Source organism: Oribacterium sp. P6A1 (assembly GCF_000702885.1).
Taxonomy (GTDB): Bacteria; Bacillota; Clostridia; order Lachnospirales; family Lachnospiraceae; genus Oribacterium.
Genome location: NZ_JNKO01000043.1, coordinates 1 through 14,680 on the forward strand (window position 1 = coordinate 1; position 14,680 = coordinate 14,680).

Consider the following 14,680-nt stretch of genomic DNA (forward strand, 5'->3'; position numbering starts at 1 on the left):
GAACTTATCCGCGCGGGAGTTCTGCCGGCTGATTATGATTTTGAATCTCACAAGGAGCTTGTTCCAATGCAGCCCGGCGATGTGCCTGTGACCTATGCGGACAGTGAAGCTCTGGAAAGGGATTATGGATTCAGACCTGCCATTGGGATCAGGGAGGGCCTTGGAAAGTTTGCGGAGTGGTATAAAGAGTATTATGGCTGAATAGCAGGTGGAGATAATTTAGATAGTGTCAGGTGGATTTTGAGAAGATTCTAAGACGATGAAATTCTCATAATCGGAAGAAATAACTATAGATTTTCAAGGCTCCTTTATGATAATCTAAATAGGCATTAAATTTAAGGAGTGATTTTTACGATGACAAACAACAACGAAATGGAAATTGATCTTGTCCAGCTTTTTCTGTTGTGCGTGAGAAAGTGGAAAACCATCATATTAACAGCTGTGGTTCTTGCAGTTCTTCTGGCAGGCTATAAAGGGGCCAGCGGGATTTCTTCCCTCAAAAGTAATTCTGAGACTGTTGATGAGGCTGATGCTGAAGTTGAAAAGGAGCAGTACGAAGCTGCAAAGGCTGCTTATGATGAGCAGATAAAACTTTTCGACAGTGTGATTTTTGAGAACTCCACATACAAAGAAAATTCTGTTCTTATGAATCTTGATCCCAACAACTACTTCTCGGTAAGCGCCATGTACTACATCAGTACCGATTACCGTATCATGCCGGGGGAGACTTATCAGGATATAGATTATACAAATGATGTTATTCAGTCGTACATTTTGTATCTTAAGAGCAATGAGTGTTTGACTTATATTCAAAATAGGCTGACAGACAAGATATCTTTGAGATATCTTAAAGAGCTTATCAGTATTTCACAGAGCAGCCACATCGTTAACATTGAGGTTGTTGGTGATTCTTCAAGAAGGGTCAGTGAGATCCTTGAAGCTTTAAATGAGGCGATGATGCTTCATAAAGCTCAGGTTGATGAAAAGGTTTATGCCCACGAGATCAGTATGATCGATAAGACCAAGGCTGACAATGTTTCTGAATCAGATTCTGCAGATCCCAGCGGTAACGGTGATGCAGGCTATGTTAATTCCAAGCAGCTGGATTTTGCCAATCAGCAGAATAATCTGATAAACCAGCGTGCTGCTGTTTATGACAAGAAGACAAAACTTACAGAGCCGAAGGAGAAAGCCGCTGCGGCAAGCATGAAGGGAGTTCTTAAGAGCTGCATCAAGTTTGGTATATTGGGTGGAGTAGCCGGTGTGTTTATGGCGGCATTTTTCATTTGCATGAAGGCTATCTTTGCTGATGCTGTGAACAATGCATCTGAAGTCACAAGACTTTTCGGCGTCAGGGTATTTGGCGATTATAAGTCAAAGAAATCCTCAAATAAGCTTGGCGATATGCTCTATAGAATGTCTTATGGTGATGCTACAGCTGATAAGACAGATTTCATCAAGGTACTTTCTGCAAACATTGATGCTTACATCACAGCCTTCAAGGATAATGAGATTAAGGAAATCGCATTTGTAGGAAGACTTAAGACTGAGGATATGAAAGATATCGTTGGCCTTGTAAACGGATCTGAGAATTCCGGTGTATTGAAGCTTGCAGGAGATATCCTTACGGATGCTGAAGCTATACGTACCATCAACGACAAAAAGTATGCCATAGTTGCTGTTGACAGAAATACTTCAAAAAATGACCTGAGAAAGCAGCTTGAAAAGCTTCAGGGTCTTGAGAAGACGGTTATCGGCGCGGTTTTATATGAATAAATGATTAAACGCGACAGTGGAGTTTTCCGCTGCCGCGTTATTTTAATGGGGCTCCAAAGTTCTTGAGGGTTTCCTGAGCGGATTTTAATATTCGTGATCGGAATATTGGAGTGTTTCGCAAATTAATTTTTAACAATTTTTTAATTTGCCTTTTAGGTTTCCTTTGGATATGCTGATATTAGTAATTGTGAACGTGCACTAAGATGCAGTCTGAAAAAGGAGGACAAAACCGTGAAATTCTACAAAATTGATGATCAGATCGTGATTTCCGACAAAAGCCTGTCTGTTGGCGAAGAGCTTGTTGCCAACACTACCGATGCGGCACAGGAAAAGCATGTTCCTGTTGTGACTGAGCAGGACGGAGTGGTTAAGGTACAGGTTGGTTCTGTTGAACACCCTATGCTTCCCGAACATTTTATCGGATGGATACTGATCGAAACTGAAGCCGGATTCCAGATTCATTATCTTAAGCCGGGTATGAAGCCTGAAGCTGAATTCCTGGTAAATGAAAAACTTATTGCGGCTTATGAGTACTGCAATCTTCATGGCTTATGGAAGGCAAGCGTATAGTTGTTTTTGGTACGTTCCCAGAGAACGGGGAGGTTTGATATGATGTACATATGTAATACATGTGGTTACATTTATGATGAAGAAGCGGGAGATCCTGATAATGGTCTGGCTCCCGGAACCAGGTGGGAAGATGTTCCCGATGACTTCGTATGTCCTTTATGCGGAGTCGGAAAGGATGAGTTTTCGCCTCAGAACTGAGCGAGGGGCGGAGAAATTATACGGGATTAGGACAGTTTCTTTGAAACGGTAAATTCTGCATCCGTGTATCAGATATTACGGAAGAAAGCTGTTGATAGATGATTGTAATGAGACAGTTGCAGAGATAACATAATAGCTTATGTGAATATAAGGCTGAGGGCGTGAGATTATATGTCCTCAGCCTTGATTTGCTTTATATAAGTGTGACTATACTGTACTTTTCAGGGTGAATTGCCCCCAAGGGTTTAGAGTAAAGAAAACTCGATAATTACATTTCGGTATAAATCTTGATGGCTTTTGGCAGGACCCTGACATTTACATCTGAAACCGTTCCTCCGAATTCGCCGTCCAGAGTCCATTTTATTTCTTCTTCCGAGTAAAAGTGAACCTCCTTCGTCTGGAACATGCGTATATATGGATTGACGAAATTGCCATCCATGGCAGAACGGATTATTTCCCCCACATCCATCAGGTCATCGGGGGCCTTTATAAGCATTACTTCAAAAAGACCATCACTAAGTGATGCATCCGAAAGAGCCTGGGTCTTGATGCCTGCAACGGAGGTGGCATTGGATACTGCTCCGAAAATAAAAGTTCCTTCCTCGGTCTCGCCGTCATGGGATACTGTAAGATCATAACGGCTCTGCAGTGATGATGGTGCAGTGGCAATTGCATTAAGAACATAAGCAAAGTAGCCCAGAACATTTTTCTGGTCCTGTGGGGTCTCGTAGCTTACGTTTGTAAATGCCCCGAATGCAGCAACATAGTTGAATTTTATCTTGTCGAAATCGCCTACATCAAGACGGAAGACCCTGCCGTGAGAAATGGAATCTGCCAGCTTCTCCACGTCACCGCTTAATCCCAGGGTCTTTGCGTAGTCATTGGTGGTTCCGCTGGGGAGATATACGATGGGAATTGAGGCTTTTTCTACATTGCCTGATGAAAGCAGGGAATTAACCACGTGATTAAGGGTTCCGTCACCGCCTATGCATGCCACCAGATCTATATTCCGTGAAAGATATTCACTGATGATTATTTCTGATGTGATTCCTGATTCCGGAATGATTGGGTAAGTGACAACTTCATACCCCAGTTTTGCAAGTTCTGTGATGAGACCGAAGACTTTTTCTTTTGCAGTGCCCATTCCTGCCTTCTTGTTCACGAGAAGTAGGGCTCTTTTTTCGGGCAGCGCAAAGGATGCTTCAGACTCTTTTAAAAAGATATTGTTTTCTCTTGCTGAAAGGTCGTTTTCCATATTTAAACTCCCTGATAAAATAATGTAAGAATTCTGTATCTTAATAAACATTATAATATGCCGATAATATATATAGAAAGGGGTAGGTAAGATGAAAAAGGGAATTATTATAATGCTTATTACAGCCATATCGGGGCTGATATTCAGTTTTTCCGTTTCTGTATCAGCTCTTGCCGGGCAGTGGATGGCCAATGGGACAGGATATTGGTATTTGCACAGTGACGGAACTTATCCGGTGTACTCATGGGAATGGCTTGATTCTGATGGAGATGGAATCTATCAGTGTTATGCCTTTGATGAGAACGGATATTTGTATATCAACACAGTGACTCCGGATGGCTATTATGTCGGACCGGATGGCGCATGGAATATGGATGGGATGCCTGTGAGCAGATTTTTCTATCACAATGCTTACATTCCTCCAACAGCTATTGCTTTGCCTCAGAATGCTGCAGTGCATCGGGACGAGTATCAGTATGCATCTGACGGAACACAGCTGGTTACGCAAAAGTACTCGGGGCCTAAGAGCAGCTCAAACACAAGCTCTTCCAAGAAAACAAGTTCTTCATCAAAGAGCTCAAGCAGTAAAAAAACAAGCACCACGACCAGCAGCAAAACAAGCACAAAGACCAGTACCAATGTTCCATCCGGCGAGATCGTCACATCGAAGATAGTTACAGGTTCCTCCTCCGGCAGCTCTTCTGAAAGCAGTGATTCCGCTACTTCGAAAAACAGCTCAAGCTCCGGACCTGATGTGGATAATACGAGCTATGATACAGACGGACCCGGAAGAAACATACCAAGTAGTTATTCATCACAGACAGTAAGGCCCACCACTGATGAAAGCACCATAGATGTTTCGGGACCGAAGAGAAGCGACGTCATCGAAAGGGACGGCGGCGATGATGAGGATGATGACGAAGAAGATGAAGATTGATAGAAGGAGAGTCAAAGCGATTTGGCTCTCTTTTTTCGCGATAAGGCTGTCACGCGGACATTTGCTCTCTCACTGCTACTCGATTCTATAGTTTCTCTGTGTTATAATCAGCACTATGATTGCTTGATGGAGTTAGATCTCCGTCGTTATGTGGAGGTATTATGACAAAATATGATTATCTTGTAGTTGGAGCCGGCCTTTACGGAGCAGTATTTGCCCATGAGGCGGCGAAAGCAGGGAAAAAGGTTCTGGTTATTGACCGCCGCCCGAATATTGCCGGAAATGTGTATACAGAGGACATTGAAAAGATACATGTACATAAGTATGGAGCACATATATTCCATACCAATGATCAGAAGGTCTGGGAATATGTACAGAATTTTGCGGTATTCAACAGATTTACAAATTCTCCGGTTGCGAATTTCCATGGCGAGCTTTATTCCCTTCCTTTCAATATGTATACTTTCAATAAGATGTGGGGAGTTGTCACTCCTGAAGAGGCAGCTGAGAAGATTGAGGAGCAGCGCAGGGAGGCAGGAATAAAAGAGCCGAAAAACCTTGAGGAACAGGCTATCTCCCTGGTTGGAACCGATATTTATGAAAAGCTCATTAAAGGCTATACCGAAAAGCAGTGGGGACGCCCCTGCACAGAACTCCCGGCCTTTATCATTAAGCGCTTACCTGTGAGACTTACCTTTGACAATAACTATTTTAATGCTCTTTATCAGGGCATACCTGTGGGCGGATATACAAAGATGGTTGCCAATATGCTTGCCGGGGCAAAGGTACAGGAAGGTGAAGATTTTGGAACCGGCGAAGCTCCGGTAGACGATGCGGGTTCCATAGAAGTACATGTGGGAGTTGATTTCTTTGATGCTGAAGGCGCTCCGAGAGAGGATCTTAAGGCCCTTGCGGACAAGGTGGTTTATACCGGAGCTATAGATGCATATTTCGGGTATAAGCTTGGATACCTTGAGTACAGATCTGTAAGATTTGAAACAGAGCTTCTTGACAAGCCGAATTTTCAGGGCAATGCTGCAGTAAACTACACAGACAGAGAGACTCCATGGACCAGGATCATCGAGCATAAGTGGTTTGAGTTCGGCAAAGATGATGATGGAAATGATATTCCAAAGACTGTCATCTCCAGGGAATTCTCAAGTGAGTGGAAGCCCGGAGACGAGCCTTACTATCCGGTAAATGATGAGAAGAACGGCAGGCTTTACGAGGAGTATAAGAGACTTGCGGAGGCAGAGGATAATGTTATCTTCGGAGGACGTCTTGGGGAGTACAAGTACTATGATATGGATAAGGTTATAGCGTCAGCACTTGATATGTGTGGGGAGGTACTTTGAGATTTGAAGTTGCATCCCGTCAGGCAGTAAAATCGGAAAACATAAACAATGGATTAAATTTCTACCAAAAATTTTAATATTTTTACACGGGAAAAAGTCATACACTTTATTTCAGATGGTGATATAGTATGACTACACAAAGGTTATTGAAGTAAAAACCTATTTTTTATGGAGAGAAAAATGAAGAAAATGAATTTAATCAAGAAAATAGCAGTAACAGGAACAGTAGCAGCTCTCAGCGTGGCTATGCTCGCAGGAACAGCTGTTGCAGGAGCATTCGTAACAAACGAAAAGGGTATCTGGTATGACAACGGAGACGGAACCTTCCCTGCAGGTGTTTGGAAGTGGATCGATACAGACGGAGACGGACAGTATCAGTGCTTTGCGTTTGATGAGAATGGATACTTATATGTAAATACAACAACACCGGATGGATATACAACAGATGCAAGCGGCGCATGGGTGAAGGATGGTATTCAGGTTGCACATACAGCTCTTGAGAACATTGCAGACAGCAATATTGTTTCTTCAGCATTAACAAGTCTTAAGAACGCAACAGCAGAGGAAGTTCTTAACTATATTAATGCGCTTAACGGTGTCACAGGTGAGACTTACGGAACCACAAGTAAGGTTACAACTATGACTGTGAAGAATGTCACAACCTCAAATGCCGGTGAGATCGCAACAACTAAGCTTACTGTAACCAGAAAGACAGCATCCGGAAAGGATGAGGCTGGTTCAGAACCTGATATGAGCCTTACAAGCTATGATACCAACGGACCAAGTGTTCCTGCAGATGCAGCTGTATCGAATGTGGCACCTCTTACAGATGCGACAAAGATAAATGTCCCAGGACCTGATGGTAAGGTTGCAACCGGCGAAGATGAAGAGTGATTTTCAGAAATATGATTAATATTTTGACTCCCTTGCGAAAGCGGGGAGTCTTTTTTGGGGATATGGAGATAACAAGCGACATGTCCCTGAAATGATGACTTGAAAGTTCGGTCTATACTATGAAGAAATATTAAAGACCGATACTGGGAATGGAGCAATATGGATAATATAAACAATGCTAAAGCAGTAAAGTCGGATATGCCCTTATATTACGGGACCGCAGCAGTTCTTCTTATCGTGGCATGCGTCTGCATCATTCTGATTTTTCAGAATATTTTTTCCGGAACAGAGGAAAAAAACGCAGCCCCTTCAGCAAATACTCAGGTTGAAAGCGTTCAGAGTATCACAGAAACCGAAGAGGAATTGAAAATCACACATGCGGGACTTCCGGGTTCCGAAGAGGCTAAGAGTAAAGCAAAAGCGGATGATTCGAATCCGGTGTTTAGAAGCAAGAGCTGAGTAAAGTCTGCATATCTTAAAAAGATAGTTATGACATTGAATGATCCCTAAGGATTATAGAAGGAACATAATAAATAAACAAAAAAGAAGCAACGAAAATTGGTGGGCACATTTCGTTGCTTCTTTTTTTATGAATAGGAGTTGAATCATTTTCTTTATGTCTTTCTTATGACATGACTATAACTCATGAACCATCACAATAGTGTCACAGATATGAGGATGATTAAAAAATTATTTCATGGCACGCTGCCACATGGAGCACGGAGCGATATTTTAGCGGCCCGGGAGTGCAGAATCAAATAAATATCACTGGATATTTACAGGGCTCTATGTTAGAATTTTTCCTTGTGAGATTTGTTTTACTTAAAGAAATGGACAAAAAGCACAAAGCTATTTTTTCTACGGAGGAACATATTTATGAGTACTATTGGATGGGTCGTATATCTTGTTGCAATCGTTGCGATGTTTTATTTTATCGGTATCAGACCTTCACAGAAGGAACGTCAGAAGCAGCAGGAGCTTCTTGCATCAGTTGCGGTAGGTGATACAGTACTTACTACTTCTGGATTCTATGGTGTTATCATCGATATGACAGATGATACCGTTATTGTAGAGTTCGGTAACAACAAGAACTGCCGTATTCCTATGCAGAAGACAGCTATCGCGCAGCTTGAGAAGGCTGCAAACAGCGCTTCAAAGACAGAAGAGAAGAAGTAATTCCGGATTCCTGGAATACATTAACCTTGATGGAGTGCATTACATGTAAATGTGTATTGCGAATCATAAATGAGCGGCGATGTTTTGACGCTCATGATATTTAATTAATAAAGCCATGTGCCGGTGTGCGCATGGCTTTTTATTTTAATAGTATTTTGGAATGCAGACTTTTCACACTTAAAAGGCTGAATGCATGCTGCTTCCCGTGGGTAGTTTAATTAAGTGAGCCCCGGAGATTTAGAAAAAACAGGATGATTTTAAAAGTTGTAATAAATAATTAATCCAAAGATGATTGTTATAGTACGTGAACTAGCGTATCTTAGAATTAATTAACTATGGTGAAAGTTTATTTTTTACGAGGCGTTTTACATGAATCTTAAGACACTTAGAGAATTGAAAGGTTTAAGCCGTAAGGAGCTTGCCGACATCACCGGAGTTTCTTTCCGTTCGATTCAGGATTACGAGCAGGGACATAAAGATCTTAGCTCGGCGAAGGCTGAGACTATACTTAAGATGGCAAAATCACTTGACTGTACCATGGAGGATCTGATTTCGGAGCGGGATTTGAGCTCTCTTAAACCCAGTGAGCTTGGAACACATGTTTCAAAGGCTGATGTTGAAAAGATGGATTTCTCTGATGCAAAATCATCCGGAAAGACTGAAGGGGCAGACATTGGCAGCGGCGCAGGATCTGGTGCATCTAGAGTATCTGAAATATCTGAAGTTAAGTCTTCAGTAGGATTTGTTTTTAAATCGACGGATTTATGCCCTTATACACTGATGCACAAGGACGATAAGGTTGCGGAGCTTGTTTTCGAACCTGCATCAGGCAGTCTTGTGTCCATTCAGGAAGTTCATGCAGAAACATTGCTTCCCATCGGAACAAATGGAAACCATGAACTGTTGAAGGGGTGGTGGCACCGCAGAGCTGTGCCTGTGACTCAGGGAAATATGAGAAAGCTTTTGGAACTGTTGGGATTTCTTACTCCTCAGGCTTATCTTCTCAGAAACCTCGGACTGTCACTTACCGATTCCTATTGGCTGAGACCTTCTGGAGAGGAGCTTTCCTGGGGAGAGGTTAACCTTTTTTTAAATGACTTTGATGATGTTGTCGGTGCCGGACTTTTTGCGGGATTAGGCAGTGAACTTGAATTAAGAGATGCGGATTTCAGATTTCCAAGTGCTTCTACAAAGGGGAATGTGCCCAAGTCCTGGATCTGCGTGGAAGGCAGACGATATTTGGTTAAGGGCGTTGAAAAAGGAAATACCCAGCAGGCTTTCAATGAAGCGGTTGGCGCATACATTCACCGAAGACAGAATAAATTTGAATTTGTTGATTATGAGTTCTATAACATTGACTACGGACATGGCAGGCAGCTTGGAGTAAGTGCTGAAGCTTTTACAAGTGAGAATCTGGAGTTTGTTTCTGCGGAGGAGCTCATCAGGGCGAATAAGAGATTCCACAGAGGAGCGTCGGATTATGATCTGTTTGTGGATGCCTGTGCGGAGGGAGGCATTGACAGAGATATGGTTCAGTCATTCCTGGATTACCAGATCCTGTCGGATTTTGTTATAACCAATACTGACAGAAGTTACGAGAATTTCGGCGTTCTGAGAGACGCGGATACACTTGAGTTTGTAAAGATGGCTCCGATTTTTGACTCCGGAAATTCTATGTTTTATGACCTGAACATGAGCCACGGAACTCTGGAGCTCAACAACATTCCGGTTGACAGTTTTGCGGAAAACGAAGCCGGACTTATCAAGCTGGTGAAGGATCCCTCTATACTGGATCTTGACAAGCTCCTCACAAATGATGAGCTTAGTCAGGTTCTTGCAAGCTCTAACCGTACTCCTGAGGAAATAAGGGTTCTGGTAAAGATTTATGAACGCAAAAAGGACATGCTTTTTAAACTGAAACGTGGAGATGTGAACTGGCTGAGAGGGGTCTGAAAAGGAATAATACTTACTTGCAATAATGCTCCATTGTAGTAAAATCAAACGGAAAAACTTTTGAATATCGTGGGCGGTAATTTCACTGCTCAGAAATTTATTCCTACAGCATGACGGGTACGAAAAGAACGAAGTCACGCATAGGATTTATACTTGCGGGTGTGCCGTTTTCGGCATTGGCGCTAATTTAACAGGAGCATATATGAAAGAGACTTTACTTGCCGTTTTCGGCGGAAGATCAACAGAGCATGAGGTTTCATGCAAGTCGGTTGTAAATATTGTTAAAAATATCAATACAGATAAATATGATGTGGTGCTTGTAGGCATTACCAAAGAAGGAGAGTGGCTTCTTGCCGGGGACCTTTCGGATGTTATCAGCGGTAAGTGGTATGATTCGAAGATTAGAGCCTGCCTACTTCCGGATGCCGGGCTTAAGTCGCTTATGATATCGGATGCGGAGGGGACTATCTCCTTCAGGAAGATAGATGTGATATTCCCTGCTCTTCATGGAAAGAACGGTGAGGACGGTACCATCCAGGGACTTTTCGAGATGGCTCAGATTCCTTATGTGGGTTGCGGAGTTCTTGCAAGCGCGGTTTCCATGGATAAGCTTTACACAAAGATCATCTGTGATGCGCCCCTGTCTTCTATTGGCGTTCGTCAGGCAAAATATGTGTCGGTTGTGGGCAATGAGATAAAGGATATGGATTCCTGCGTTTGCCGCGTGGAAGAGGCATTTTCATACCCTGTTTTTGTGAAGCCGTCCAATGCAGGCTCAAGCTGCGGCGTCACCAAGGCTCATAATCGTGAAGAGCTTATTGATGGTCTTAAGAAGGCTTACGCTGTTGACTACAAGATTCTCGTTGAGGAGACTATCATCGGAAGAGAAGTCGAGTGTGCGGTATTTAAGGATTGCGATGGGGAAATAAAGGCAAGCGGTATCGGAGAGATCAAGGCGGCTGCGGATTTCTACGATTATGATGCCAAGTACAACAACCCCCAGTCTGAGACAGATACAAATCCCGATATCAGGGAAGAGGATGCGGAGCTTATCCGTAAGGCGGCGAAAACTGTATTTTCTGCAGTGGATGGATTCTCTCTTTCAAGAATAGATTTCTTCCTTACAGAAAACGGTCCTGTTTTCAACGAACTGAACACACTTCCCGGTTTTACCGCTATCTCAATGTATCCTATGCTTTGGGAGGTAAAGGGAGTGGACAAGGCTAAGCTTGTTCAGAGCCTTATCGATACAGCATATACACGTCCCACGACTATGGCGGATATTTGAGGGATTTTATGAAAGTCAGAATAGAAATGAATACCCGCCAGACCATAGACGGTGATACGGATATCATTGATGTGGTTTCTGAGGGTGTCTTAAGGGAAGCCGGTGACGGTACTCAGGTCATCACATATTTTCAGGACGGAGTTCACAATGAGATGCGAGTGGACATGGCTGAGAAAGAGATCGTTGTGGTGCGTAACTGGAAGCAGGAGAATGCTTTCCACTATAAAGAAAAGGTTCATCATGTCATGAACTATGAAACACCTATGGGTTATATGGAGCTTGGCTTCAACACAAAATACGTGGAGGTTGACAGGATTCATGCGGATTCGGTCATGAATATTTTGCTGATCTATGATGTGACCCAGTACGGTAAGCCGGTATCTGAAAATGAGATAAGAATAAGACTGACCAGAATCTGAAATGGATTTTTTTATGCTTTTTGCATGGCGTAATCTTAGCTTTTCAGGCTGATTCGTTTTTTGTTGCATTTTGAGGACGCAGATAGTAATATTAGGTTCGGCGGTCTAAGGGATACCGGGTAATATTTTGAAAGATGAGGATTTATATATGGAATTAATGGCAATAAATATGAGCTCTGTGGGCAGCGTACTGCTGGTTATCGCGATCATACTGCTCATCCTTATGGGCGTTCTTTACTATTTCGGACGCAAGATGAGTCAGCAGCAGGCTGAACAGCAGCCTATGATTGATGCAAATACACAGAACGTGTCATTGCTTATCATTGATAAAAAGAAGATGTCCATCAAGGAGGCTGTTGCGGCAGGTCTTCCTAAGCAGGTAGAGGAGCAGACTCCTTTCTATCTTAAGCTTAGCAAGCTTCCTGTGGTAAAGGCAAAGGTTGGCCCGCAGATCATGACTCTCATGGCTGATCCCGGAGTTTTTGACCAGCTTCCTTTACACAAGGAGTGCAAGGTTGCGGTTGCAGGAATCTACATCCGTAAGATTCTTTCTGTTCGCGGCGGCGCCATTCCAAAGGCTCCTGAGAAGAAGGGCTTTATGGAAGGTCTTCGCAAAAAGCTTCAGGTAAATAAGTGATTAAAAGGATTTAAGCGTGGTTCGTTATGAATCACGCTTTTTTAGTGGATCTCCAAAGTTTAGTGGGGTTTCCCAAAGTTATTTAGGGTCAGACAGTGGGGTCTGACCCTTTTATCATGCCTTTTTATTGGGGTTTAACTTTGGGGTCTGACTGTGGGGTCTGAGATTGGGGGCTGCTATTGATCAGAACCAAGTCTCTCCATCACCTCGGCTTGCTTTTTCAACCTCACGTATCCATTTCCTTGAAGCCATAGGATCATGACCTCTGTAAAGTAGATTTTTATACAGCTCATAAGCCGATTCTCCGTCATAACGATCCCCCAGAGCGGAAAGGATATCTTCTTTTAGAAATTCGCCATGCTCGGGACTGAGATATTTACTTAACTCATAGCGAAGACCTATGCACTGAAGTTCGAGGTATTGCTGATTCTTTACCAGTTTATCAATCAGTAAGCATAAGCTATTTATTGTTCCACAATTTTCGAAACAATCGTAGTCATCGGGCTCGATAACACTATACTTTTCATTTTTATCCATGTCTGATTATCCTCCAAAGCTGTTTTAATCAATGTATTCATCATCATCTTCATAGTTGTGTATCTGTATGGATGAATCTGTTCCATTAAGTACAGGACGGTTCCTCGTTGCATAGAGAAATCTGTTCCTGAAATGCTCGAAGTTTTTGTATCCTCTGCCCGCGCGTTTTAAGTCCTTTACCTTTCTGTTAAGGGATTCTATAGGTCCATTGGATAATCTTGAATCATAAAGACCGCAAGGGCCATTTTTCTGAGCCATGACAAAGGAATTAAGTATAGGATCCCGAAAGTTTTTAAGAGTATGAGAGAAATCCCGAAAGATCTTTTCTTCGCAGGATCCGTACAGCTTAATGAGCTTATCAAGCTCGGTTCCGGCATTAAGGACATCTCCTGCATAATGGGTGTTAAACTGAATGTAGAGTTCTTTTAAATCACGAAGCGATCGCAGATGTGGATCGATCTTAAAAAGAGCATCTTCATAGTCATAAGTATTCATAAGGCGATGAAAGTGCTTATCGTACCTGGTATCGGAATGGTAGGTTATGTTTGCCTGGTTGGATAAAACGAGAAAACGGTATTTGGAAAGCAGATATACTTCATCGGATAAAGGCGGATAAATTCTGTCAGGGATAACGGTATCCGACTGAAGAGAGCTTAAGAAGCGCTCCCTATCCCGATCTCGATACTTCTTCAGGAGTTGTCTAAAGTATTTATCAATGCCATTGTTCATCCATTGGATTACATGAAAAGAATCCACAACGGAGACAGCATTAGGAAAATACTTATCAACAAATCTAATGTAGGGGTTGTACATGTCTGATATCAGGTACTTTACTCTCTTACGTTCTTCGATAGGGATGTTGGAAAAGTAAGGCTCGGTAATAGATGATTTGCGGCTTTTTAAGATATCTATGGGATCCCCGGTATGGAAGTCCTGAATTACAAGAGCGTATTTACAATCACTTTCTATTTCTGTGTGAACTTCATCTATAGAAATGATGTCAGTCAATTCAAGTCGATCCAGCTTTACGTAACGATCAAATATTTCGTTAACGTGAGTATCTGAAGTGTTGAAACGCTTTGCGATGGATGCAGATGTTTCGTTCAGATCACGAAAAGCGTGAACAATGAGCATGTCAGTAGCGTTGCTTTGACGGCGGTTTTTATCAACAAATTTAAAATTTTCATTTGTTTCAAACCGACAGTCATTATTGATGCATCTCCAGCGGCGCTGCTTTAATAGTAAGATAAGGGAATAACCGTCCTGGAGAATAGGGTGAAGTACCTTACGAGTCCTGATACCTCGCGAGTGCATACGGAAACCGCACAAAGGACAGAAAGACTGCTTTGCAGAAGTTTCCAAGGTGATTAATTTAGTGGCTCCTTCGACAGTGATATCAGTAATGGTGACATCATTATCTTCAAGATCCAGTAAGTCTGTTATACTGTTCATGTAACCTCCTGTTTATTGAATTTTTGAGCAAATCCAATGATAGATCCGGGAGGTAGTGGGCGCAAGACGCCAAAAAGAAGAGGAGGTCTCTAAAAACAGAGATCTTCTCTTCTTATAAATTTAATTAAAAAACGTATTTCAGACCCCAATCTCAGACCCCAAAGTTAGACCCTAAACATTGACCCCAATGTTAGCCCCCATTGAAGTCAGACCCCAAACAACTTTGGAGACCC

The 14,680-nt window shown here is 42.5% G+C and carries 15 protein-coding genes and 1 pseudogene; 13 read left to right on the top strand and 3 right to left on the bottom strand.

Translation table 11 applies throughout. From position 1 onward, the window contains the following. From T515_RS14800 to rd, 4 genes and pseudogenes are all read left to right on the top strand, one after another. A pseudogene (locus tag T515_RS14800) lies at positions 1-201 on the top strand (protein CapI); the annotation flags it as partial. A 153-nt stretch (positions 202-354) separates the two neighbouring features. Then, positions 355-1,776 (top strand): hypothetical protein, encoded by a 1,422-nt coding sequence (locus T515_RS14805; protein ID WP_036612897.1) that lies wholly within the window; start codon positions 355-357, stop codon positions 1,774-1,776. Positions 1,777-2,022: 246 nt separating this feature from the next. Further along, entirely contained in the window at positions 2,023-2,346 is a 324-nt protein-coding gene (locus T515_RS14810) for a desulfoferrodoxin family protein (protein WP_334290877.1), read from the top strand. 39 nt (positions 2,347-2,385) lie between these two features. Next, on the top strand, positions 2,386-2,544 hold the full coding sequence (gene rd / locus T515_RS14815; protein WP_036612902.1) for a rubredoxin: 159 nt from the start codon (positions 2,386-2,388) through the stop codon (positions 2,542-2,544). Positions 2,545-2,812: 268 nt separating this feature from the next. Here rd and T515_RS14820 read toward each other — a convergent pair whose 3' ends face one another. Further along, positions 2,813-3,799 carry a diacylglycerol/lipid kinase family protein gene (locus T515_RS14820; RefSeq protein ID WP_051671791.1) on the bottom strand — a complete coding sequence of 329 codons (987 nt, stop codon included), beginning with the start codon at positions 3,797-3,799 and terminating at the stop codon, positions 2,813-2,815. Positions 3,800-3,890: 91 nt separating this feature from the next. Between T515_RS14820 and T515_RS16875 the strand changes: the two genes are divergently transcribed. The 9 genes from T515_RS16875 to T515_RS14865 all read left to right on the top strand — a co-directional run bounded on the left by T515_RS16875 (position 3,891) and on the right by T515_RS14865 (position 12,458). Next, positions 3,891-4,736: a hypothetical protein gene (locus T515_RS16875; RefSeq protein WP_051671792.1), complete on the top strand. Its 846-nt coding sequence runs from the start codon at positions 3,891-3,893 to the stop codon at positions 4,734-4,736. Between the two features lie 161 nt (positions 4,737-4,897). After that, positions 4,898-6,091, top strand: a complete 1,194-nt coding sequence (locus T515_RS14830) for a UDP-galactopyranose/dTDP-fucopyranose mutase family protein (protein WP_036612905.1) — start codon at positions 4,898-4,900, stop codon at positions 6,089-6,091. Between the two features lie 180 nt (positions 6,092-6,271). After that, positions 6,272-6,985: a hypothetical protein gene (locus tag T515_RS16880; RefSeq protein ID WP_051671793.1), complete on the top strand. Its 714-nt coding sequence runs from the start codon at positions 6,272-6,274 to the stop codon at positions 6,983-6,985. Positions 6,986-7,144: 159 nt separating this feature from the next. Further along, entirely contained in the window at positions 7,145-7,444 is a 300-nt protein-coding gene (locus tag T515_RS14840; RefSeq protein ID WP_036612907.1) for a hypothetical protein, read from the top strand. A gap of 417 nt (positions 7,445-7,861) precedes the next feature. After that, positions 7,862-8,161, top strand: coding sequence for a preprotein translocase subunit YajC (gene yajC, locus T515_RS14845; protein ID WP_036612910.1), 300 nt, complete (start codon positions 7,862-7,864; stop codon positions 8,159-8,161). Positions 8,162-8,530: 369 nt separating this feature from the next. Next, the gene (locus tag T515_RS14850) at positions 8,531-10,114 is read left to right on the top strand and encodes a helix-turn-helix domain-containing protein (protein ID WP_036612912.1); all 1,584 of its coding nucleotides are present in this window, start codon (positions 8,531-8,533) and stop codon (positions 10,112-10,114) included. Positions 10,115-10,316: 202 nt separating this feature from the next. Continuing rightward, the gene (locus tag T515_RS14855; RefSeq protein WP_036612915.1) at positions 10,317-11,402 is read left to right on the top strand and encodes a D-alanine--D-alanine ligase family protein; all 1,086 of its coding nucleotides are present in this window, start codon (positions 10,317-10,319) and stop codon (positions 11,400-11,402) included. Positions 11,403-11,410: 8 nt separating this feature from the next. Further along, on the top strand, positions 11,411-11,821 hold the full coding sequence (locus T515_RS14860) for a DUF1934 domain-containing protein (protein ID WP_036612918.1): 411 nt from the start codon (positions 11,411-11,413) through the stop codon (positions 11,819-11,821). Between the two features lie 148 nt (positions 11,822-11,969). Beyond that, on the top strand, positions 11,970-12,458 hold the full coding sequence (locus tag T515_RS14865) for a hypothetical protein (protein WP_242839395.1): 489 nt from the start codon (positions 11,970-11,972) through the stop codon (positions 12,456-12,458). 183 nt (positions 12,459-12,641) lie between these two features. Here T515_RS14865 and T515_RS14870 read toward each other — a convergent pair whose 3' ends face one another. Both T515_RS14870 and T515_RS14875 read right to left on the bottom strand, forming a co-directional pair. Beyond that, the gene (locus T515_RS14870; RefSeq protein WP_036608680.1) at positions 12,642-12,995 is read right to left on the bottom strand and encodes a hypothetical protein; all 354 of its coding nucleotides are present in this window, start codon (positions 12,993-12,995) and stop codon (positions 12,642-12,644) included. A gap of 24 nt (positions 12,996-13,019) precedes the next feature. Then, positions 13,020-14,447, bottom strand: coding sequence for an ISL3 family transposase (locus tag T515_RS14875; protein WP_036608681.1), 1,428 nt, complete (start codon positions 14,445-14,447; stop codon positions 13,020-13,022). Positions 14,448-14,680: the final 233 nt, after the last annotated feature.